Origin of the sequence: Flavobacterium tagetis (genome assembly GCF_016735615.1) — a bacterium.
Taxonomy (GTDB): domain Bacteria; phylum Bacteroidota; class Bacteroidia; order Flavobacteriales; family Flavobacteriaceae; genus Flavobacterium; species Flavobacterium tagetis.
In genome coordinates, this window is the sequence record NZ_JAERSF010000003.1 from 733248 (window position 1) to 756670 (window position 23423).

The following is a 23423-nucleotide window of genomic DNA, read 5'->3' on the forward strand; positions in this document are numbered from 1 at the left end:
AAAAATAATATGAAATGACAGTTTTAGTGAGTTTATCACAGATTTTTTATGAATCTAACTTTTTTTGATTCGTAAATGAAAGGATAATTAAAAGCCGAATTTTCGAAATGAATGTCTTGAAGTCAATATTACAGGAGGGTACAGGATGCTCGTAATTTTATATTCTTTTAAATTGTCCCTGTTATTTGGTAAAAGTGTTAAAAATACAATTATTTGTAAAAATTATAGCGCTTTAAATAAATGCCTCGTAATTTTAGCTCAAGAAAAAAATCAATACTATAAATAATGCGTTTAATTCCTTTCAACAAATTACTGATCGTTTTTTTAATGGTATTCTCGCTTTCGGCAAGTGCTGCTGAAATCTGGGTTTCACCATCAGGAAAAGATTCGAACATCGGAACAAAATCAAATCCGCTGGCAACGGTTCACATGGCAATGCGAAAAGCCAGAGAACTTCGTCGTTTAAAAGATCCATCTATTAAAGACGGAATTCGAATCATAGTAATGAATGGAACGTATTATTTAAACGAACCATTATTTGTACGACCAGAAGATTCTGGAACAGCAGAAAGTCCAACAACAATTGAAGCTGATGTAAATGCAAGACCTATTATAAGCGGTGGAATCGAAATTAAAAACTGGACAAAATCGACAACCATTATCAACGGACTTAAAAAAGGATCAGTTTGGGTGGCCGATGCTCCTAAAAAAGCAGGAAGCCTAATTGATTACAGACAATTATGGGTAAACGGCAAAAAAGCCGTTAGAGCCAAAAATACTGCGGGAACCACAATGGAACGTATTTTATCGTGGAATCACGAAGAACAAACCTGCTGGATTCCGTTTAAAGATAAATCGGTAAAGTTTGAACCGGGAATGGAAATGTTTATTGTGCAATGGTGGTCGAATGCCAATCTTAGAATCAAAAATATTGAAGTTCAGAAAGACAGTGCTAAACTTTCGTTCGAAGAACCAGAAAGCCGTATTCAAAGCGAGCATCCGTGGCCTGCGCCTTGGATTTCTAAAAACAATGGAAATTCGGCTTATTTCTTAAACAATGCTTTTTCGCTTTTAAACGAGCCTGGAGAATGGTATTTGGACAAAAAAAATGCTAAAATCTATTATGTTCCAAGAGCTGGAGAAGATATTAATTCGGTTACCGTTACAGCTCCAGTTTTAGAAAATTTGGTTGAAGTAAAAGGAACGATCGATTCTCCTGTTCATCATTTTCAGTTTAAAGGAATTTCGTTTCAATACAGCAACTGGCTTCGTCCTTCACAGCAAGGTCATGTGCCGTTGCAGTCGGGTTTGTATTTGTTAGACGCTTATAAACTGAAAGTTCCAGGAACGCCAAATCAGGCGAATTTAGAAAATCAAGCTTGGGTAGGAAGACCTCGTGCAGCGGTTGAAGTTAATTATGCTAACAATATTCAGTTTGAATCGTGTCGTTTTGAGCATTTGGCTTCGACTGGTTTAGATTTAAATAAAGGAACGAATCACAATACGGTAAAAGGAAATTTATTTAAAGATATTGGCGGAAGTGCCATCAATGTTGGAATTTTCTCTGAAGAAGCTTTCGAAGCTCATTTGCCTTTAATCATAAAAGATGAAAGAGAAATGTGTTCGGATGAAGTGATTTCAGATAATTTAATCACCAATGTAACCAATGAAGATTGGGGAACTCTGGGAATCAGCGCTGGTTTTGTTCGAAATATTACAATTGAACACAACGAAATTTCGGATGTATCATACTCTGGAATGGCAATGGGTTGGGGTTGGACACACACACCTAACGTGATGCAGAACAATAAAATTCTAGGAAATAAAATTCATCATTATGCCAAACATTTACATGATGTAGCTGGAATTTACACGCTTTCGGCTCAGCCGGGAAGCCGAATTGAAGAAAACTATATCGACAAAGTTTACAACAGTCCGTATGCGCACGATCCGTTTTTATGGCTGTATTTATATACCGATGAAGGAAGTGAAGGTTTTACGATTAAAAACAACTGGATTGCAGAGAAGAAAATACTTAAAAACCATAATGGTCCAAAAGGGAATATTTGGGAACATAATGATCCATATGTAAGCGCTAAAATAAAAGATGCAGCCGGAATTAGAGCGCCTTACAAAGATTTAGAAAAAGAAGTTGTAATTGATGAAAAATGGGGATTGCAGGAAATGCCAAAACCGTATGCAATCGAATTGATAGGTTCTGATTTTGATATCGAAAAAATCAAATCGACTTTAACCGGTTTTAGAATTGTAGGTCAGGAATTGTACCAATGGAAAAATCATTTGGTGATTTACGGAAAAATGAATCAGCCCGAAAGAACGAAACGAAAACTGGCAGGTGCTTTTCCTTCTTTAGAAATTAAAATCTATGATGATTTGGTTTACGATTTCCAAAACTTCGAAAGATGTAAAGACTCAAAACCAGCATCGGATTGGGAAAATATTGTGTTGACAGCCAATCTTCCAGCTGATGAAAAACTCCAAAAAGAATATGTAGAGTATCATAAAACGCAATTCGAAAAATGGCCAGAAGTTGCCAAAGGTTTCTGTAACGCTGATTTCCAGCAATTGCAGGTTTTCAAAAAAAACAGACAATTGATATTGGTAATCAGTATCCCGAAAGGAGAAAGCTTGGATAAACTGAATCCGAAAACAACACAAAATAATCCTCGTGTAGATGACTGGAATGCCTTAATGAAAAAATACCAATCAGGAATTGATGGCGCAAAACCAGATGAAACGTGGATTTTCTTAAACAAAGTAGAAACGAAATAAAAGAGATAGCCACGAATTCACGAATTATTATTTGAAAATCTTTGCAATTATTTTTTCGAATAATTCGAATTAATATTACATCTAGATTTTAAAAAAATAATTCGTGAATTCGTGGCGAAAAAAAACTAATAATCTAAATTAACCACCAATGTTAAAAATAGCCATTCTGGGACTTGGAGAAGGACGAAGCACAATGTCGGCTGCTATAGAAAGTTCAAAACTAGAACTCGTTAAAATATGCGACCGAAACGAAGAATTGTGCAAACAACGCGCAAAAGAATTCGATTTTCATTCGTACACAACTAATTATGACGATTTGTTGAATGATTCGTCAATTGATATTATTGCGATTTATACGCCAGATCATTTGCACGCACAACATGTAAAACAAGCTTTATTGCACGGAAAACACGTTGTTTGTACCAAACCTTTTATCGATGATCTTTCGGATGCTAAAGAACTGTTAGAATTAAGCAAATCAACTGGAAAGAAAGTTTTTATTGGACAAAGTTCCCGTTTTTTCGAACCAGCCAAAAGACAAAGAGCCGATTATGAAGCGGGATTAATTGGAGATTTGATTACGATTGAAGCCCAATATCACGCTGATCACAGATGGTTTTTAAAGAAAGAATGGTCGCTTTTGCAATCGTTTAAATGGCTGTACGGTGGTTTGAGCCATCCTGTAGATTTTATCAGATGGTATTTGCCAAATATTCAAGAAGTGATGGGCTACGGAATGATTAGCAGTAACGGACAAAATGCAGGATTGAAGAATGAAGATACGATGCATTTTATTTTCAAAGCAACCGATGGAAGAATTGCTCGTGTAAGTGGAGTGTATACTTCGCCAACTCAGCCAGCACAGCGTGACAGTGGTATGAGTACAATTTTAAGAGCAACAGAAGGAGCAAGTCAGGCCGATTATCACGAATTACGCTATGCGATTACAGATAAAACGGGCGAAGAAAAAGTAGTTACTTGGGGCGACAGCACGATAAAATATTATTTCCGTTTTGAAGGGCAAAGTCATCACTGCGGGGAATATCAGAATTATTTAGAATATTTTGTAGACAGCATTGAGCAAGGTTTTGAGGCATATCCAAACATGGAAGAAGGAATTGGAACTGTAGCTTTATTACAGGCAATGGATAAATCTTTGCAAACTGGAATGCCGGTTAAAATTGCCGATATTCTTAACGAATACGGACTATGAACAGTATCTACGATAAATTAACCACACTCGATTTTGTAATTGTTGCGGGTTATTTAGTGGCTTTATTAGTCATTGGATATGTGGTAAGTATGAAGCAGAGAAAGAAAAACGAAACGCTTTTTCTGGCTGGAAATTCATTAAACTGGTACAGCATTGGGTTTAATATGTGGGGAACCAATGTTGGGCCTTCATCCTTATTGGCTTTTGCGAGTATTGGTTACGCTACGGGAATCGTAGCAGGAAATTTCGAATGGTACGCTTTTGTGTTTTTACTGCTTTTGGCAATGGTTTTCGCACCAAGATATATTGCGAGTAAAGTAAGCACAATGCCCGAATATATGGGAAAACGCTACGGCGACAGTACGCAGAATATTTTAGCTTGGTATGCTTTGGTAAAAATATTGGTAAGCTGGTTGTCTTTAGGATTATTCAGCGGAGGTGTTTTAGTGCGTCAGATTTTAGGAATTCCGATGTGGCAGAGCGTTACCGTTTTAGTGATTTTTTCTGGAATTTTTACGTTTGCTGGAGGATTAAAAGCAATTGCTAAAGTCAATGTTTTTCAAATGATTCTGCTGATTGTAGTTTCGTTGACGCTCTCTTATTTAGGATTACAAAAATTGGGCGGAATCGATGTTTTAATTGCTAAAACTCCTTCAAATTTTTGGAATTTAGTCCGTCCTTCAGATGATGCACATTATCCGTGGCCAGCTATTTTATTAGGTTATCCTGTAGCGGCTGTTGCTTTTTTCTGTACAGATCAATCGATGGTGCAGAGCGTTTTAGGTGCTAAAAACCTAGAACAAGGGCAATTGGGCGTAAACTTTATTGGGTGGCTGAAAGTGATGGCGCTTCCGTTATTTATTTTACCCGGAATTTTGTGTTATGCGTTATATCCAGAATTAGGAAGCAATTCTGATTTGGCTTATATGACAATGGTTACAAACCTTTTCCCAAGCGGAATGAACGGTTTGGTAATCTGTGTAATGATTGCGGTTTTGGTAGGAACAATTGGTTCTTCGTTAAATGCTTTAAGCACCGTTTTTACGAATGATATTTATGTGAAGAAAATCAACCCGACGGCGACGATTCAGGATCAAATTAAAATTGGCCGTTTGACAATTGCTGCTGGATGTGTTTTTGCAATTCTTATTGCTGTTGCGATTGACAATATTAAAGGACAGAATTTATTCAACATTTTTCAGGCGGTATTAGGTTTCTTGGCGCCTTCGTTATCTGTTGTTTTCCTTTTGAGTGTTTTCTGGAAACGCACCACCAAAAAAGCCGTAAATGGAACACTTTCTTGGGGTTCTGCCTTTAGTTTGTTTGTTGGAGTTTTATATCTATGGATTTTTCCTGCCGATAAATATCCAGCTTGGCCGCACTTTTTATTGATTTCCTTTTACATTTTTGCGGTACTTTTAATTACAGCAGTTATTATTTCTTTAACCGATAAAAATCCAGAAGTTAATGTTTCAGATGAAACGGATATTCCTAAAACGAATAAAAAAGTAAAGTTCTTGTTTGGTTTGCTAGGGTTGGTGATTGTTCTTTTGTATCTAATTTTTAATTTCAATTAATTATAATTAAAACAGCCAAAACTTTTAAACCAAGATTATAAAACTGATAAATGAAGATTTGCAGTAATAAAAGCGCTTTCTTGTTTGGAAGCGCTTTTATTATTTGATATAATAAATATGTCAAGATAGAATTTTAGAAAATAATAAATTGTATAAATAATAAAAAGATTACTTTTATATTATTGATTGTAGTTTTTTTACTACATTTGTATTGCTTTTTAAACAGTGTTTAACGATAAAAATGTAATTATGTCAAAAAGTAATTTTTTTAAAATTTTAGTTTTTCTTCTTTCGGGTTTCAATTCCATTACCGCTCAAAATCAAATTTATGTTACTCAGACCAGAAATGCAGATAATAGTGTCGAGTTTAAATATACTAAGGCAGTGCCGGGTAATTATTTTATAGAATTTAATATAGAAAACGTTTCAAATGTAAACGATATTGTTGCAATCAAAAAAACGTATAACATAAATTTAATTGGTGATACGGGAATACTTTTTAAACTTTATCCTGCTGATAAAGAGAAGCCAATTAATTGTTCGTACAGCTACATTTGCACAAGAGGACTTATAAAACCTCAAGTAGATTATGCTGTAACCTATTTGCTTCCATTTAAAGAGAATAAGACCGTAACAATTTATGAGTCAAATAGATTTAATGTAAGATCAGATATATGGAAAAATTATGTTGTGTACTCTAAAACAAAAGACACAATTTGTTCCATGAGAAAAGGCATTGTTACTGACATCAAAAGAAATGCTATTGATAAAGATGGAAAAATAGTTTTTAAAACTGAAATTGTTGTTGATCATGCAGATGGAACTAATGCATCTTATATCGGTCTTGATGAAAAATCACTAACTGTAAAAGTGAATGATCCGATTTTTCCTGGCACTCATTTGGGAGTGATGGATGATATATTAGACAATACAAAGAATCGCAATTTTAAATTTAATATCTATTATTTTTCTAATGAAGAAGTAGACGGGGTAGACGGAGAAAAAAATGTCAAAATAATTGAAAAATCTGTTATGCCAGTCTTTTATACCTCAGAGGGATATCAAAATTTGATAACGGATCAAAATTATACAGTAAAATATAAAGATGAGATTTTATTGAAAGAAATGACTCCTCAAGAGAAAGCAACGTATAAGTCTTAGATTAAAAGGTTGATTGTTAAAAATAAAAAATGCTCCTAATATGGAGCATTTTTTATTTTTAAGCTTTTAAAGTTTAAGCATTTTCCTTTCTCCCTTCAATATTCGGCAAAAATCCCGTAATAATACCAATTAATGGAAGAAACGCACAAATCTTAAATACATATTCAATACTGGTAGCATCGGCGATTTTTCCTAAAACAGCAGAACCTAATCCGCCCATCCCAAAAGCAAATCCGAAGAAAAGACCCGCTACAAGTCCGACTTTTCCAGGCATTAATTCAGTTGCATAAACTAAAATTGCTGAGAATGCCGAGGAAAGAATCAATCCGATAATTACAGATAAAGTTCCAACCCAGAATAAAGAAACGTAAGGTAACATCAAAGTAAACGGAGCAACACCTAAAATTGAAACCCAGATTACATATTTTCTGCCATATCGGTCGCCAATTGGTCCGCCAATTAAAGTTCCAGCTGCAACAGCTCCAGAGAACAGGAATAAATATACTTGCGACTGCTGAATAGAAATATGGAATTTATCAATCAAAAAGAAAGTATAATAACTCGTAATACTGCTCATGTAGAAGTATTTAGAGAAAATTAAAACTAATAGAATGATTAGGGAAGCAATTACACGGTTTTTAGATAAATGATGTGTTTCAATTTTGTGAGCGGCTTTATTCGCATTTCTTTCGGATAAATGTGCTGTGTACCAAATTGCAATTTTATACAAAGTAAAAACCCCAATTAAAGCAATAATGCAAAACCAAGCCACATAAGATTGTCCGTGTGGAATGATAATAAAAGCGGCTAATAACGGTCCAATCGCACTTCCCGCATTTCCACCTAATTGGAAAATAGACTGTGCCAATCCTTTTTTACCGCCTGAAGCCAAATGTGCCACACGCGAAGATTCTGGATGAAAAATTGAAGATCCGATTCCGATTAAACTTACGGATAACAATAAGTTGATAAAACTTGAAGCGATCGAAACAAAGAAAAGTCCAACCATTGTAAAACACATTCCAACAATTAGCGAGTATGGCTTAGAATTTTTATCGGTATACATTCCTACAAACGGCTGTAAAATAGACGCTACCATTTGATAAGTCAAAGTAATAATACCAATTTGAGTAAAACTTAAACTAAAATTATCTTTTAAAAGCGGATAAATTGAAGGAACAACAGCCTGTAAAAGATCATTAATTAAATGAGAAAAACTTATGATGAATAAGATCGAATAAGTGGTTTTTTTAACTATGTCAGGATTTGCTTTAATAGTGTCCATGAGATATTTTTTGATTTTTAAATTAGGTTAAAAAACAACAGCTGTATTATTTTTTGCAAAGATTAAAAGAATACTAATGTCAGAATTGCTATATTTGGACAATGAATAGTCAATATCGGACATATAGAGTAGCAACGGATTTTGGATATCAAGTAGATTCCTTGATCCCGGTTATAGGTTATACTGAAACAGTTAACAACGAAATGTGTATCTCGCACTCGCATCCAAGAGCTCAATTGATCTATGCAACTCGTGGCGTAATGAATGTTGTGGTCGGCAATAATATTTGGGTTGTAAATCCGTTGCAAGGCCTTTGGATTCCAAGCGGAGTAGAGCATCAGGTTACTTTTCAGAAAGACGTTAACTATTACAGTGTTTTTATTGATCCTTCTGCAATTGGAGGATTGCCAGAAAAGAGTTTTTCGTTTGATATTCCGATGTTTTTAAAGCAGTTGGTTTTCAAAATCATTTCTTTTGGAACAAGTGGCAACTTAACAGAATCACAATTAAGAATCATTTATGTCTTTTTAGATGAACTGGCTTTAATAGTGCCGAGCGCCACTTTTTTGCCTACTACAAATGATGAAAGGCTACAGAAAGTGGTAGAACTTTTAATGAGTGATGTTTCGAGTAAACAAACAATTGATTATTATGCCGAACTTTCTTTTATGAGCAGCCGAACTTTATCGCGATTATTCATAAAAGAATTGGGAATGAATTTCAGCGATTGGCGCACCCGAATGAAATTACTGGAAGCCATTAAAAGATTGGGCGAAAAACAATCCATAAAAGAAATCGCTTTAGATTTAGGTTACGAAACAGCGAGTGCTTTTATTTATATGTTCAAAAAGCATTTGGGCAAAACGCCTTCTAACTATATTTTAGAAGATGAAAACGAATCTGATAAAATGATTGCTTAGATTGTTAGCCTAAATTAGAACGCGGATAAAACGGATTAGCTATCGCGAAGATGCGGATTAATGCGGATTTTTTTCTTTTAATTATATTGAAAATAACAGTAATCATTGTCATTTCGACTGAAAGGAGAAATCACACGAGTAATTCTACAAAGATTGGTGACAAACGTTGCGTAACCCCGCGTGTGATTTCTCCTTTCAGTCGAAATGACAAAACTATATCCAAATTCCAAGTTTTACAGGAATGACAAAAAAGAGTAAAAAAAGAAAAAATCTGTTTTTATCCGCATCTTCGCGATAGCTAATCCGTCTCATCCGAGTCCCATAAAATTCTAACATCAATTTTTTTTAGTACTAAAAAAGTGATAAGTCATAATTTTTTCCTTAAAAATTTATCAAGAATCATAGTTTTTTATGAAATAACAGGATACTACAGGTTGTGAAATGTAAAAATAACACTTATCTTTAGTCCCAAAATAAACTAACTATGCTAAACCGCTTTTCCATTTTTAAGACTTTACTTCTTTTTGTTGCCCTTTTTTGTTGTTCGCTGTCCTCAGCACAAGAAAAAACAAAAGAAGCGACATGGATCTGGTATCCAGGGGATTTCGAAGTTTGGTTAAGCAATAAAATGCAGGTAAGACGTACAGAACGCGAAGCCGTATTTCCTCCGCTTTGGCAATATTACAGTCCTTATGCTTTGGTCACTTTTCAGACAGAAGTAGATATTCCGCAACAAGACGACGTAAAAATCTTCTCAGAAGGACCTTTTCAATTGCTTTTAGACGGTGTTCAAATTTACGGACAGCCAAAATCAATTACAGTTCCTGCTGGAAAACACAAAATTTCCTTTAAAGTTTACAATCAGGAAGTGTTGCCAGCTATTTATGTTTCAGGTCAATACGTTAAATCTGATGCCTCATGGAAAGTTACCAACGAAGATAAACTTTGGATTGATGAGACTGGAAAAGCACAACAATCTGGTACGCCATGGGTTCCTGTTGGTTCTTGGAATTTTAATTCACCAGAAAATAAACCTTCAGAATTTAAATTGACAACCAAACCTTTAAGCGCAAAAAAAACAGAAAAAATAGGAACTAGTCAATTAGTAGATTTTGGAAAAGAAACTTTCGGTTACATTAAAATTCATGGTTTAAAAGGAAAAGGGAAACTAGCATTGTATTATGGAGAATCTCGTGAAGAAGCTCTGGATTCTGCTAAATGTGAAACTTTAGATCATTTATCTTTTGATGGAAAACAATCTGAAACGTACACACATGATGGTTCAAAAGCATTCCGTTATGTTCAGGTGCAAGCAGATGCAGGAGTAAAATACGATTCTATTTCGATGCTTTATGAATATCTGCCATTAGACTATCGTGGTGCATTCAAATCTTCGGATGAACAATTGAATAAAATTTGGGATGTGTCGGCTTACACAATGCATTTAACTTCTCGTGAATTTTTTATAGACGGAATTAAACGTGACCGCTGGGTTTGGTCGGGTGATGCTTATCAAAGTTATTTGATGAATTATTATTTGTTCTTTGATTCGGCTTCTGTAGAACGAACACTTTTAGCACTTCGTGGAAAAGATCCTGTAACGGCTCACGTAAATATTATAATGGATTATTCGTTGTATTGGTTTGTAGGTGTTTATGATTACTACTTGCACACAGGCGATACAAAATTCATTAAAACTTTTTATCCAAGAATGAAATCACTTATGGATTTCTGTCTAGAAAGAAGAAACAAAAACGGATTCTTGGAACCTTTAGAAGGAGACTGGGTTTTTATTGATTGGGCAGACGGACTTCCAAAAACGGGTGAAGTTAGTTTTGAGCAAATGCTTTTAGCAAGAAGTTTAGAAGCTATGGCGGTGAGTGCTGAAATCGCAGGTAAAAGTGAAGATCAAAAACAATATCAGAAATTAGGCGATGACTTAAAAACGAAATTATTTGATGTCTTTTGGGATAAAAAAGAAAACGTAATGAAACACCAACGTATCGATGGTAAAATGCAAAATATTGTAACCAGATACGCTAATATGTTCGGCATTTTCTTCAATTATTTTACTGAAGAACAAAAACAAAGTGTAAAAAATAAAGTGTTACTTAATAAAGATGTTCTTCAAATCACAACACCATACATGCGTTTTTACGAATTGGAGGCATTGTGTGCAATAGGCGAACAAGATTACGTTTTAAAAGAAATGAAAGATTATTGGGGCGGAATGCTAAATGAAGGCGCAACTTCTTTCTGGGAAGAATACAATCCGAACAAAAAAGGAACGGAACATTTAACGATGTATGGGCGTCCTTATGGAAAAAGTCTTTGCCACGCTTGGGGCGCAAGTCCGATTTACTTGTTGGGGAAATATTATTTAGGTGTAAAACCAACTGCGCCGGGTTATTCTCAATATGAAATCAAACCAAATCTTGGCGTTTTAAAATGGATGGAAGGAAAAGTGCCAACACCAAACGGAGAAGTTGCTGTGTATTTCAGTACCAAAGAAATCAAAGTAAAAGCAGGCGAAGGAGAAGGAAAATTGATTTTTGAAAGTGCCAACAAACCCAAAACAAACTCTGGAACCATTACAGAATTAGCAAAAAATAAATATCAATTGATTGTAAAACCGAATGTGGAGTATAAAGTGAGCTATAAGGCTTTATAAGTTATGAGTGATTAGTAATTAGTAATTAGTGATTAGTGATTAACCGATAGTTTATAACGCCCAGTTTGTCATTCCGACTGAAAGGAGGAATCACACTCGTAACCATAAAGATTGTCACGTTTAGTTTGTCATTTCGACGAAGGAGAAATCTTCGCAAGAAACTCTACAAAGATTTGGGAAATGCATAAGAAAGAATAAAAGCCAATAAAAATAAAAAAACAATGTTTTCAAAAAATAAAAAATACAATATCAAATTAAAAACCGCTTTTTTAATGCTGTTAACTGTCTGCATCCAAGCCACAGCACAAACCACCGCATGGAAACCAGCGTCATTTGAAATTGTAAAATCCAATTACAAAACGTTCAAAACCACACTATACGCTCATGTATTTTCAGGAAGCAAACACAATATCGTTCGTCTAGCTCCAGAATTGCAAGGGTTAACAGGAATTGAACTTCCTTTAGATCAATATAAAAACGGAACACATGCTCCATTACAATTAAAATTTAAAGAACCAGTAACTGTTTTGATTGGAGTTTTTCAAGATAAAAATCCTGAATATCTTCAAGCAAATCAAATTGGAAATAACAACGAAATTCTTTCAAATGGAGTTACTATTACGGGTTTAGCGCCTGTAAGTGTTTATGCAATTCCTTACGGAAAAGGAACTCACACTATTTTGCCAAATCAAAAAGGATTATTTGCTGTTTTGGGAGTTTTGAAAAGCGACCAGCAGTTGAATGCGAGAAATGCCAATTTCCCAGACGGAAAACTTTGGAATCCAACTTTTATCGTTGAAGGATTTTCAGATGAAAAACCGCTTTTTGAAATTATCGGCGGAGAAAACAAACCTGTTATTGATGAAGGAATGTCTGGAACAGAAGGAATTCAGGGAGGTTTTGAAGGCGGACGTGTGGTAAAAGTCGGCGATACGTATCATATGTTTCCAACTGAAAGAGCAGGAGAAAAAGGAGTTGATTACTACTATGATCGTGTAAAAACCAAAATTGGACACTGGACAAGTAAAGATGCTATTCATTGGAAAAGAGAATCTACAATCTACCAAGCAAGCGGTGTCTATGCTGTTACTGAAGATGATAACCCGATGAATGATCGTCGCGCCGCAATTTGGTCTTATATGCCAGTTTTTAATGAAAAAGTAAACAAATGGTACGGTTATTATTTGGCTTATACAGTTAGTAAAGAGATAGAACCAAATCACTCATTCGGAAGAATTTGGCGTTGTGAATCGACTGTAGATGGAATCAACGGAATCGGCGGACCTTATAAAGATATGGGAATTATTATGGAACCGGGATTAGATTCTCAACCTTGGGAAGGTCGTCAGGGTGTAGCTTCATTTTTTCCATATCAGGTTGGCGATAAATACTTCGGATTTTACAGCGGTGCGTATCCGTTCAATTCATGGGCAGATTATCCGAAAAAATCAGGAAAAGGCTGGTTTGTAGCTTTAGCCGAATCTAGAAGTTTAGAAGGTCCTTGGTTGAGGATGAATAAAGGTTTGGAACCAATTAAAACGATGCATCCACAGTTTGTAGAAAACCCAATCGTTAGTCAATTACCAAACGGTCTGTACATCGCGATTTTCGACGGAGGCCCAGACGGCTGGGGGCATCATTTACCAAACATGATTGCTTATTCGTTATCAGTAGACGGCGTTAATTGGGCAGAAGCTCATTATTTACCAATCGAAACTAAAGTCGATAAATGGTGGGATATTATGAGAACGCCTTTGTGCCTAATCCCAGAAGGAAATGATGTTTACACAATAGTGTATAATGCAATTGACCTGAAAAGAAGATTTCATCCAACAGGAATGGTAAAAGTAAAACTGAATAAAGATGTGATGGAATCACGTTTAAAGGAATTGAAGAAATAGAAGATAGTGCGGAAGAAGAAAGATGCAAGAAGCAAGATTTTAGAGTATAGAAAATAGAAACTTTGCGACTTTGCGAGATTAAATTGTTCGCAAACTAAACAAAAAAACTTAGAGCCTTAGCGCCTTCGTGGCAAACAAAACATAACCAAAATGAAAATTAAATACCTAATCCTAACCATTTCAGCACTTGCCATAACCAGCTGTGCAACCAAATACAAGAAAAGAGAAATTACCGATAGCGTAATGCAGGAGATTTATGAAGAAATCAAAACGCCTTATAAATACGGTTTGGTAATGGTTCCTACCGACAACTCATACAAAATGGATTGTCCAAGTGTTTTTAGAAAAGACGGCAAATGGTATATGACGTATTTAATTTACGACGGAAGAGGTTACGAAACCTGGTTGGCAGAAAGTGACAATCTTTTAGATTGGAAACATCTAGGAAAAGTAATGTCATTTTCAGAAAATGAAAAACATTGGGATGTAAACCAAAAAGCAGGATATATTTCGTTACAAGACATGACATGGGGCGGAAGCTATGAATGGGAAAAATACGATGATAAATATTGGATGAGCTATTTCGGAGGAGACAGTAAAGGTTATGAAGCAGGTATTTTATCAATCGGAATGGCATATACCAAAGAAGCGCCTACAAAACCACACGAATTTCAAAGATTAGAAAATCCGGTTTTAACCCCAAAAGACAAAGACGCTAAGTGGTGGGATAATAGTACAATGTACAAAAACAGCGTGATCCGTGATAAAGACAAAGTTACAGGACATAATTTTATCATGTATTACAATGCCCGTGGCGATAGTATCAATCCTGCAAAAGGCGCTGAGCGTATTGCTATGGCAGTATCAAACGATATGAAAACATGGAAACGTTATGGCGATAAACCATTAATCAACCATCATAAAGGAATTTCGGGAGATGCTTATATTCAGCGTATTAATGATACTTGGGTAATGTTTTATTTTGGAGCTTTCTGGACAGGTTGGAATCAAGGTGCATTTAACCGTTTTGCCGTTTCGAATGATTTAGTAAACTGGAACGACTGGAAAGGAGATGATTTAGTTAAATCTTCTGAACCTTACGATGATATGTTCGCCCATAAATCATTTGTTGTAAAACATGATGGCGTTGTCTATCATTTTTATTGTGCCGTTAACAAAGCAGAACAAAGAGGAATTGCCATTGCAACTTCTAAAGATTTAGGAAAAAGCAAATTGAATTTTGTGGCAGCGCCGGAGAAAAAGGCGAAGAAGAATTAAGTATATAGAATTAAGTATTAAGATCCAGTTTGTCATTTCGAGGAACGAGAAATCACATTCGTAACCACAAAGATTGTCGATTATAGTTGAGGAATTTCTAGTGCGATTCCTCCTTCGTCGGAATGACAAAAAAACTAAAAATAAAAGAATGTTTCAACCAATTCAAAATAATAACTTTTCAAGGTTTCGAATTTCGATACCAAAATCAGTATTCACATTTTTCATTTTACTTCTAACATCTTACACAACGCAGTCCCAATCCGTAACAGGAGAACCAGCGGGAGTCCCAGAATTGCATAAAAAATATGAGTTTGCTCCGTGGGAAGATCCAACGATAACAAACATCAACAGGCAGCCATCGAGAGCGACTTCATATTCATACGCAAGTGTTGAAGACGCATTAAAAGGCGACAGAACCAAAAGCCGAATGCAAATGCTTACAGGCGATTGGGATTTCAAATATGCTGTAAACTTAAAAGAAGCTTCAAAAGACTTTTATCAAAACAAAGTATCAGGCTGGGATAAAATAGAAGTGCCTTCCAACTGGGAAATGAAAGGTTATGATAACCCGATTTACAAAAGTGCTGTTTATCCATTTCGACCAATTAATCCGCCTTATATTCCTAAAGATTATAACGGAGTAGGCTCTTATCAAAGAAGTTTTACGGTTCCCGAAAACTGGAAAGATATGACCGTGACATTACATTTCGGAGCCGTTAGTTCAGGTTTTGAAGTTTGGTTAAATGGAGAATTTTTAGGATATGGCGAAGACAGTTTTTTGCCATCAGAATTTGATATTACACCTTATTTAAAAGCGGGAGAAAATGTAGTTTCTGTTCGTGTAATTCGTTGGACAGATGGCTCTTATTTAGAAGATCAGGATCACTGGCGCATGAGCGGAATCCAGCGTGAAGTTTTTATTATGGCAGAACCAAAATTGCGTATTCAGGATTTCTTTGTTCAAACCAAATTAGATAAACAATATACAGATGCGATTTTTAAACTTCGTCCGAAAGTGGAGAATTTAACAGGAGCAAAAATCAAAGATTATACGATGAATGTTCAATTGTACGATGCCAATAATAAGGCAATGTTCAAAGAACCGCTTCAAAGACCTGTAATTGATTTGATCAACGAAAGTTATCCTCGTCTGGATAATGTCCGTTTTGGATTCTTTCAGGAAACCATTAAAAATCCAAAAAAATGGAGCTCAGAAGAACCGAATTTATATACGATGGTCATTTCGATAAAAGATAAAAATGGAAATGTTACCGAAGCCAAAAGCTGTAAAGTTGGTTTCCGTTCTATTGAATTTTCGAAAGAGAATGGAAAAATGCTCATCAACGGAAAAGAAACCTACGTTTATGGCGTAAACCGTCACGATCATCATCCAACAAGAGGAAAAGCCGTTACAAGAGAAGATATCAAACAAGATATTACCACGATTAAAAAGTTTAATTTCAATTTTATACGTACAAGTCATTATCCAAATGATCCTTATTTTTACGAATTATGTGATCAATACGGAATCATGGTTATGGACGAAGCCAATCAGGAAACACACGGAATTGGCGGTAAATTAAGCAACGATCCACTTTGGGCAAACGCTTATATGGAAAGAATGATTCGAATGGTTGAAAGAGATAAAAACCATCCATCGGTTGTAATGTGGAGTTTGGGTAACGAAGGTGGAAAAGGACCAAATCATGCTGCAATGTCGGGCTGGGTTCATGATTTCGATATCACACGTCCAGTTCATTACGAACCAGCGCAGGGAAATGCCAAATTAGACGGATATATTGATCCGCTTGATCCAGGATATCCAAAAACAATTGATCATTCATATAGATTTGAAAACCCACAGGATGATTCGTATGTCGATATGGTTAGCCGTTTTTATCCAGGCGTTTTTACACCTAAATTTTTGGTAGATCAAAAGAAAGATACTCGTCCGATTATTTTTGTTGAATATTCTCATGCAATGGGGAATTCGGTTGGAAATTTAAAGGAATTATGGGATGAATTCCGTTCACTTCCAAGAGTTATCGGAGGATGTATTTGGGAATTTAAAGATCAGGGAATCTTGAAATTTGATTCAAGATCAGGGCAGAATTATTTTGCTCACGGAGGAGATTTTGGCGAAAAATATCATGACGGAAACTTCAATACAAAAGGAATTGTAGATTCTTACGGAAAACCAAAAGGCTCAATTTTTGAGAATAAATGGGTGTATCAGCCTGCTATTTCGACTTTAAAAGGGAATTTATTAGAAATCAAAAATCGTCAGGCGGTTAAATCTTTGGAAGGATGTATTCCTTTTTTAAAAGTTTTAGAAAACGGAAATGTGATTAAAACTCAGATTTTAAAACCATTTAAAGTAGAAGCTGGACAATCGACAACTTTAGATGTGAGTCCTTATCTTCCAAAAATGAAAGCCGATGCCGAATATATTTTAAATATAGAATTCCAGCTTTCAAAAGATGAATTATGGGCTTCAAAAGGTTACGCTGTCGCGGAAGATCAGTTCATATTAAAAAAGAAAGAAGCTGTTTCTCCAGAATCTAAAAAAGAAACGCTGAAGGTTTCTGAATCAGATTCAGATTTCAAAATCAAAGGAAAAGCTTTTGATATTACAATTGGAAAAACAAACGGAGCTTTAAGTTCTTATATTTTTAACGGAGAAGAACAAGTTTTTGCACCGCTTTTACCAAATTTCGTAAGACCGCTTACAGACAACGACAAACGCGGATGGAAATCGCAAAAACTGCTGAAACAATGGTATAAAGCAAAACCAAAATTGGTCAACATTTCAATTGATAAATCAGCTTCAGAAATCAAAATTACAAGCGATTACGAAGTCATAAAAGACAGCGCAAGTGTAAAAGTAATCTACAGCATTTTACCAAACGGATTAATAAAAGTCGATTACAGTTTAAAAGCTTCAAACAAACTGCCGAACATTCCAAAAATCGGAATGCAAATGGGAGTTCAGAGAAAATTCGATCAGATTTCATGGTACGGTAAAGGAGAATTAGAAAATTACAGCGACAGAAGTTTTGGTTCGTTTGTTGGGAAATATTCACTTCCAATAAATGATTTTATCGAACATTATCCAAAACCTCAGGAAAACGGAAACCGATGCGATGTAAGATGGATGGCATTAAGCGCTCCACAAAAAAACAAAGGATTTTTAGTAGTAAACGATACCAAAGTTTTAAGCATGAGTGCATGGCCGTATACACAGGAAAACTTAAGCACATCTGGTCATACATACGATTTGAAAGATCCAGGATTCTTAACACTAAACATCGATTTAATCCAAATGGGAGTAGGAGGAAATGATAGCTGGACGATTGTTGCACAACCATTAGAACAATATCAGATTAAGTCTGGAAATTATGAGTATAGTTTTTATTTGATGCCTTTTAATGGTTCAAAAAATGAATTGGAAAGTAGTTTGAAGAAGTTTAAGTATTAATGAGGTCATTGCGAGGAACGAAGCAATCACACGTAGTTGATTTCGTTATGAGATTGCTTCGTTCCTCGCAATGACAAAACAACGATAAAATGTTTCAAAAAAAACACCTCTTTTTTATCCTCCTTTTAGCAAGCCTCGTCTCTGCACAGGAAGTCCCTAAAAAAGAAACCAATTTTCAGCCAACATTAGAATCCTCAAGACCTTGGGTGTATTGGTATTGGATGAAATCGGCGTATTCCAAACCCGGAATTACGGCCGATTTAGAAGCTATGAAACAAGCCGGAATTGCAGGCGCTTATTTAATGACCATTAAAGGGCCAGCAAATCCGCCATTGATAGATCCACCGGTTTTGCAGTTGACGCCTGAATTTTGGGACATGATTCATTGGGCTTTTAAAGAAGCTGATCGTTTAGGTTTGAAATTGGCTTTTCACGGAGCAGACGGATTTGCCGTTGCTGGAGGACCGTGGATTACACCAGAAATGTCAATGCAGAAAGTTGTCTGGTCAACAATTGAAATTTTAGGTGGAAAAAAAGTGGCGCTAAAATTGCCAGTTCCGGTACATTACAAAGATTATTATAAAGATATTGCCACTTTTGCTATTCCGATTAAAGAATACCAAATTACGTCGCAGATGGAAATACCAAAAGTAACGACATCAAACAACACCGATGCATCGTTTTTGGCTGATCCTAAAAAAGATGAAAATTTCAAGTTTGCTGATGCAGGATGGATTCAGTATGAATTTGCCCAACCTTTTACCTGCAAATCTATTGTAATAGAAACCAAAGGAAGAGATTTTCAGGCACAGCGTCTGATTGTAGAAGTGAGCGACGACGGAATCAATTTTAGATTCCACGAAAGAATGATCGCACCGCGTCACGGCTGGCAGGATATGGATTTCCCGAATACACATACGATTACGCCTGTTACGGCAAAATATTTCAGATTTGTTTATGATCCAAAAGGAACAGAACCTGGAGCTGAAGATTTGGATTTTGCGAAATGGAAACAGAATCTGAAAGTGAGTAAAATTACACTTTCGAATCAATCGCTGATTAATAATTACGAAGGAAAATCGGGCGCAATTTGGCGTTTGACTCCGCAGACTACTGAAAAAGAAATTCCAAACTCTGATGCATTCAAAAAGTCAGAAATCATTAATATCTCCAATTTTGTTGATGCCGATGGAAACCTAAATTGGAAAGCACCAAAAGGGAAATGGAAAATTCTCCGAATGGGACATACTTCGACAGGACATGAAAATGCCACTGGCGGAGCAGGAAAAGGATTGGAAGTAGATAAATTTAATCCAGAATTAATTCGTTTTCAGTTAGATCATTGGTTTGGAGAAGCCGTTCGTTCAGCAGGTCCGGAATTGGCTTCAAAAGTTTTAGAAATCCTCCATTTTGACAGCTGGGAATGTGGAAGCCAAAACTGGTCTTCGGTTTTTCAGGCTGAATTTAAAAAGAGACGTGGCTACGATCTTGTAGATTATCTTCCAGTTATGGCAGGAATCCCGATAGAAAGTGCCAATTTTTCAGAAAAAGTTTTATACGATATTAGAAAAACAATTGCCGATTTAGTAGCCGATAATTTCTACGGTACTGTCGCTCAAATTGCAAAAGAATACAACGTTAAGTTAAGTTCAGAAAACGTCGCGCCAACAATGATGAGTGACGCTTTGCTGCATTATAAATATGTTGATTATCCGGGTGGTGAATTTTGGCTGAAAAGCCCAACGCACGACAAACCTTTAGATATGGTTGATGCCATTTCGGGTGGACATATTTACGGAAAAGATATTATTCAGGCGGAATCTTTTACGGCTCTTCGAATGGATTGGGACGAACATCCCGGAAATTTAAAAACAATGGCAGACCGCAATTACGCTTTAGGAATTAACCGATTATTTTATCATGTTTTTGTACATAATCCGTGGACGGACAGAAAACCCGGAATGACTTTAGATGATATTGGAACTTTTTTTCAAAGAGACCAAACATGGTGGAAACCCGGAAAAGCGTGGTTTGATTATTGTCAAAGAGTTCAGTTTCAATTGCAAAAAGGAAAACCGGTAATTGATCTGGCGGTTTTTATTGGAGAAGATTTTCCTTCCCGTTCTTTTGTCCCAGATCGATTAGTGCCTTTTATTCCGAATGTGTTTGGTGCAGCAAGATTGGAAAGCGAGAAAATCCGTTTAGAAAATGAAGGTCAGCCAACGGCAAAAATGCCAAAAGAAGTCACCTATTCTAAAAACATAACTGATTTATCACAATGGATTAATCCGCTAAATGGTTATCAATATGATTCTTTCAATGCCGATGTTTTAATAAATCGTGCGAAAGTGGTAAACGGAAAAATTTCGTTTGATGGTGGAATAGAATATGGTGCTTTATTTTTCCCAGGAAGTCATAAAATGGCACCGAATAAAATTTTGTCTTTGGCTTCCGCCGAAAAAATATTGCAATTGCTAAAAGATGGAGCTACCATTTTTGCGGATGAAAAACCGAACCTTCAGCCAGGAATTCAATCAGAAGCCGATCAAAAGAAATGGCAGAATGTAATTGATGAAATTTGGAATAATGCCACTTCATCAACATGGAAAATTGGAAAAGGAACAGTTATCAAATTACCTTATTTAGGAAATGATTTTGCTTCCATCGGAATTACTCAGGATATTTATTTTCCAAATTTAAACAGAGCTGATTCAGAAACATTGGCGTGGGCGCATCGTAAATCGGATACTGAAGATATTTATTTTATATCTAATCAAAAAGCAGAAAAAAGAACATTTGTAGCTTCGTTTAGAATTTCAGGAAAAGTTCCGCATTGGTATACTGCTGTAACGGATAAAACTTCGGCTTTAGCTAATTGGAAAATAGAAAACGGCAGAACAATTGCTTTGATAAGTTTAGATGCGAACGAATCTGGTTTTGTGATTTTTAAAGGAGAAACGAAAGAAGTTTTAGCTCAAGGAAAATCCTCTGAATTTGAGAAAGTTCAGACTTTAGATGAAAACTGGGAATTGCAATTTGATCCTGAATTTAAAGGCCCAAATGAAGTGGTAAAAACAAACAAACTTTTTGACTGGAGTACTTCAGATAATGATCAGATTAAGTATTATTCAGGAACGGTAGTTTATAAAAAAGAGTTTATCTGGAAAGGAAAAGATACTAATAAAATCTGGCTGGATTTAGGTGAAATTGCCAATATTGCTGAAATCAAGATTAATGGAAAAGATTGCGGAACGCTTTGGACTTTTCCTTTCAAAACAGACATTTCAAAAGCTTTACAAAAAGGAAAAAATAGGATAGAAGTAAAAGTTACAAATACGTGGGCAAATAGATTAATCGGTGATCAAAAATTGCCAAAAGAAGAAAGATTAACGTGGACAACAGCGCCGTTTAGATTAGAAGGAGAACCGTTGTTGAAAGCAGGATTATTTGGACCGGTTGTGCTTGTGAAAGAGAAAAATAAATAAAAATTTAGCACAGATTAAAATGATTATTTGGATTGTCACCCTGAGCGAAGTCGAAGGGCGCTTCAATTGGAATCGGGCTTCGACTTCGCTCAGCCTGACAGAACTAAAACTAATAATCCTTTTTAATTCTCTAATCTGTGGCAATAAAAAATAAATATAAAATGAAAAAATTAATTATTGCATTATTAATGGTTTTAGCAAGCCTTCAAATCAATGCTAAAATAAAACTGCCAGCATTGTTTACCGACAATATGATACTACAGCAAAAATCTAACGCACCAATTTGGGGCTGGGCAGAAAAGAACGCCAACATCGTAATCAAAACTTCATGGGATTCTAAAACTTATAAGGTAAAAGCAGACAATTCTGGTAAATGGAAAACAGAATTAAAAACGGTTTCTTTTGGCGGACCTTACACAATCGAAGTTTCAGAAGGAAACGAAAAAGTAACTATCAAAAATGTTTTGTTGGGAGAAGTCTGGCTTTGTTCAGGACAATCGAATATGGAAATGCCATTGAAAGGATTTCAGGGACAGCCTGTTAAAAACGGAAACGAAATTATTGTAAGATCAACCAATAAAAACATTCGTTTAATTACGATTCCAAGAGCAACAGTTTTAGAACCTTTGCAAGATTTTGAAGGAAAATGGGAAGAAGCTTCTCCAAAATCAACCTCTCGTTTTAGCGCAACAGCTTGGTATTTTGGTTCGCTTTTGCAGGAAGTTTTAAATGTTCCTGTGGGATTGATTCATGTTTCATACGGCGGTTCGAGTATGGAAGCCTGGATGAATCAGGAAATGCTGAAGGATTTCACCAGTGCTAAAATTCCGACCACAAAAGAAGAATTGGCAAAAGACCCAAATCGTGTTGCAACTACTTTGTTTAATGGAATGCTTTCGCCTGTAATTGGTTACGGAATAAAAGGCTGTATTTGGTATCAGGGCGAATCGAATTACGAAAGAGCAAATGAATATACCGCTTTAATGAAAAAAATGGTCAGCAGTTGGAGAACGCTTTGGAATCAAGGAGATTTTCCTTTTTATTTCGCTCAGATTGCGCCGTTTAATTATGCTTCATTTCATCCAAAAGATTATCAGGAAAAATACAATTCAGCTTATTTGAGAGAGGCGCAATTAAAAGCTTCAAAGGAAATTCCGAATTCAGCAATGGCAGTTTTGATGGATGTTGGGGAAGAAAACAACATTCACCCAATGGACAAGGAAAAAGGTGGAAACCGATTGGCTTTTCAGGCTTTAGCAAGAACGTACGGTATTGAAGGTTTCGAATTCGAAAGTCCGAAATATAAATCAATGGAAATAAAAGATGGTGCTGTAACAATTTCTTTTGATGATGTTGCTAACGGAATTACGTCTTATGATAAAGAAGTTTTAGGTTTTGAAATTGCAGGAGCAGACAAAGTTTTTTATCCAGCGAAAACTGTGGTAAGAAGAAAATCTGTGGTTCTGACTTCTGATAAAGTAAAGAATCCTGTTGCAGTAAGATATTTATGGAAGGATTTCGTTAAAGCGGAATTGTTTAGCGCAGGTGGTTTGCCGGTTTCTTCGTTTAGAACTGATGAGTGGTAGTTTATAATGGTGAATTGTAAATTGTGAATTATGAGTTTAACGTCTAGTATGTCATTTCGAGGAAGGAGAAATCAC

At 35.7% G+C, this 23423-nt stretch carries 12 protein-coding genes; 11 read left to right on the top strand and 1 reads right to left on the bottom strand.

The features are described from left to right. Positions 1-285 precede the first annotated feature (285 nt). The 4 genes from JI750_RS17170 (at position 286) to JI750_RS17185 (ending at position 6744) form a co-directional block, all read left to right on the top strand. Positions 286-2793 (top strand): right-handed parallel beta-helix repeat-containing protein, encoded by a 2508-nt coding sequence (locus JI750_RS17170; protein ID WP_202004859.1) that lies wholly within the window; start codon positions 286-288, stop codon positions 2791-2793. Positions 2794-2941: 148 nt separating this feature from the next. Next, positions 2942-4006: a Gfo/Idh/MocA family protein gene (locus tag JI750_RS17175; RefSeq protein WP_202004863.1), complete on the top strand. Its 1065-nt coding sequence runs from the start codon at positions 2942-2944 to the stop codon at positions 4004-4006. Next, complete coding sequence (locus tag JI750_RS17180; protein WP_202004866.1) at positions 4003-5583, top strand: sodium:solute symporter; 1581 nt, start codon at positions 4003-4005, stop codon at positions 5581-5583. The genes JI750_RS17175 and JI750_RS17180 overlap by 4 nt, the downstream gene beginning before the upstream one ends. Before the next feature lie 249 nt (positions 5584-5832). After that, positions 5833-6744 carry a hypothetical protein gene (locus tag JI750_RS17185; RefSeq protein ID WP_202004869.1) on the top strand — a complete coding sequence of 304 codons (912 nt, stop codon included), beginning with the start codon at positions 5833-5835 and terminating at the stop codon, positions 6742-6744. Positions 6745-6817: 73 nt separating this feature from the next. Here JI750_RS17185 and JI750_RS17190 read toward each other — a convergent pair whose 3' ends face one another. After that, a complete protein-coding gene (locus JI750_RS17190) occupies positions 6818-8029 on the bottom strand; it encodes an MFS transporter (protein ID WP_202004872.1) in 1212 nt (403 codons plus the stop codon). A 101-nt stretch (positions 8030-8130) separates the two neighbouring features. Here JI750_RS17190 and JI750_RS17195 point away from each other — a divergent pair, with 101 nt between their 5' ends. From JI750_RS17195 to JI750_RS17225, 7 genes are all read left to right on the top strand, one after another. After that, positions 8131-8949: an AraC family transcriptional regulator gene (locus tag JI750_RS17195; protein WP_202004875.1), complete on the top strand. Its 819-nt coding sequence runs from the start codon at positions 8131-8133 to the stop codon at positions 8947-8949. Between the two features lie 484 nt (positions 8950-9433). Next, positions 9434-11620: an alpha-L-rhamnosidase-related protein gene (locus JI750_RS17200; protein ID WP_202004878.1), complete on the top strand. Its 2187-nt coding sequence runs from the start codon at positions 9434-9436 to the stop codon at positions 11618-11620. 221 nt (positions 11621-11841) lie between these two features. After that, the gene (locus JI750_RS17205; RefSeq protein ID WP_202004880.1) at positions 11842-13521 is read left to right on the top strand and encodes a glycoside hydrolase family protein; all 1680 of its coding nucleotides are present in this window, start codon (positions 11842-11844) and stop codon (positions 13519-13521) included. A 150-nt stretch (positions 13522-13671) separates the two neighbouring features. Continuing rightward, positions 13672-14799, top strand: a complete 1128-nt coding sequence (locus tag JI750_RS17210) for a glycoside hydrolase family protein (protein WP_202004882.1) — start codon at positions 13672-13674, stop codon at positions 14797-14799. Positions 14800-14947: 148 nt separating this feature from the next. After that, positions 14948-18277, top strand: coding sequence for a glycoside hydrolase family 2 TIM barrel-domain containing protein (locus JI750_RS17215; RefSeq protein WP_202004885.1), 3330 nt, complete (start codon positions 14948-14950; stop codon positions 18275-18277). Positions 18278-18366: 89 nt separating this feature from the next. Next, positions 18367-21762: a glycosyl hydrolase gene (locus JI750_RS17220; RefSeq protein ID WP_202004888.1), complete on the top strand. Its 3396-nt coding sequence runs from the start codon at positions 18367-18369 to the stop codon at positions 21760-21762. Between the two features lie 161 nt (positions 21763-21923). Next, the gene (locus JI750_RS17225) at positions 21924-23348 is read left to right on the top strand and encodes a sialate O-acetylesterase (protein ID WP_202004891.1); all 1425 of its coding nucleotides are present in this window, start codon (positions 21924-21926) and stop codon (positions 23346-23348) included. Positions 23349-23423: the final 75 nt, after the last annotated feature.

Coding starts and splice junctions, on each gene's coding strand:
- JI750_RS17170 (WP_202004859.1), top strand. CDS start 286: ATGCGTTTAATTCCTTTCAACAAATTACTGATCGTTTTTTTAATGGTA.
- JI750_RS17175 (WP_202004863.1), top strand. CDS start 2,942: ATGTTAAAAATAGCCATTCTGGGACTTGGAGAAGGACGAAGCACAATG.
- JI750_RS17180 (WP_202004866.1), top strand. CDS start 4,003: ATGAACAGTATCTACGATAAATTAACCACACTCGATTTTGTAATTGTT.
- JI750_RS17185 (WP_202004869.1), top strand. CDS start 5,833: ATGTCAAAAAGTAATTTTTTTAAAATTTTAGTTTTTCTTCTTTCGGGT.
- JI750_RS17190 (WP_202004872.1), bottom strand. CDS start 8,029: ATGGACACTATTAAAGCAAATCCTGACATAGTTAAAAAAACCACTTAT.
- JI750_RS17195 (WP_202004875.1), top strand. CDS start 8,131: ATGAATAGTCAATATCGGACATATAGAGTAGCAACGGATTTTGGATAT.
- JI750_RS17200 (WP_202004878.1), top strand. CDS start 9,434: ATGCTAAACCGCTTTTCCATTTTTAAGACTTTACTTCTTTTTGTTGCC.
- JI750_RS17205 (WP_202004880.1), top strand. CDS start 11,842: ATGTTTTCAAAAAATAAAAAATACAATATCAAATTAAAAACCGCTTTT.
- JI750_RS17210 (WP_202004882.1), top strand. CDS start 13,672: ATGAAAATTAAATACCTAATCCTAACCATTTCAGCACTTGCCATAACC.
- JI750_RS17215 (WP_202004885.1), top strand. CDS start 14,948: ATGTTTCAACCAATTCAAAATAATAACTTTTCAAGGTTTCGAATTTCG.
- JI750_RS17220 (WP_202004888.1), top strand. CDS start 18,367: ATGTTTCAAAAAAAACACCTCTTTTTTATCCTCCTTTTAGCAAGCCTC.
- JI750_RS17225 (WP_202004891.1), top strand. CDS start 21,924: ATGAAAAAATTAATTATTGCATTATTAATGGTTTTAGCAAGCCTTCAA.